At 61.9% G+C, this 687-nt stretch carries 1 protein-coding gene and 1 pseudogene; both read right to left on the reverse strand.

Annotation, left to right across the window (positions count from 1 at the left end):
• Positions 1-431: NUDIX hydrolase (locus HGP16_RS33710; RefSeq protein ID WP_168844266.1), on the reverse strand; the 431-nt coding region annotated here is incomplete at its 3' end.
• Positions 424-687 (reverse strand): annotated as a pseudogene (locus HGP16_RS33715) (Na/Pi cotransporter family protein); the annotation flags it as partial. The pseudogene HGP16_RS33715 and the gene HGP16_RS33710, both read right to left, overlap by 8 nt.

Genomic DNA, 687 nt, shown 5'->3' on the forward strand with positions numbered 1-687 from the left:
TCGCGGACATGGGCGGCCGCTTCGTGGGGCGAGAACCATTGCAGCTGGCGCTGACCGCGCTCCGGAAAGCGCTCCACCAATTCGGCGACGTCAAGAAGATGGACTTGAACGATAGAGGGAACGGTCTCGCCGGTGCCGAGGACTTTGAGATAAGTGTAGTAGCCGAAGCGCTTCTTCCTGGCCTTTCCTCTGACGCCTGCCTCTTCCCAGGCTTCGCGTTCGGCGACCTGATGCGGAAGTTTCCTGTCCATCGGCCATCCCTTGGGAATGACCCATCGGCCGCTGTCGCGCGAGGTGATCAGCAGGATTTGGACATTTTCCTGCCCCTGCGCTCGCCGGTAACAGATCGCGCCATATTGTTCGATGGACCGGCCGGCGAAAAGTTTGTCCGCCTCACCGGCCAGACGGCTAAGATAGGTCTTTTTAGTCATTCGCGGTCACGGCCGCCTGTGGGACCGGGCTTGGCGTCCGGCTCTGCAGGAGTTCGCCGCGCTCTTCCAAAACGGGATAGGCAGCGGCGGCGACCAGGTGGGAATTGATCTGCTTGAGATCGCGCAACAGATCGAGGTGAAGCGAGCTGGTCTCGGCGGTCTCGATGCCCCCTTGCCGCAGGCGCTGGAAATGGGCTTCCGTTCCCTCGCGCTCCGCCTTGCGAAAAATGACCTTCTCCTCTGCCAGCAGGCGGGC

Origin of the sequence: Rhizobium sp. P40RR-XXII, from assembly GCF_012641405.1 — a bacterium.
Classification (GTDB): Bacteria; Pseudomonadota; Alphaproteobacteria; order Rhizobiales; family Rhizobiaceae; genus Rhizobium.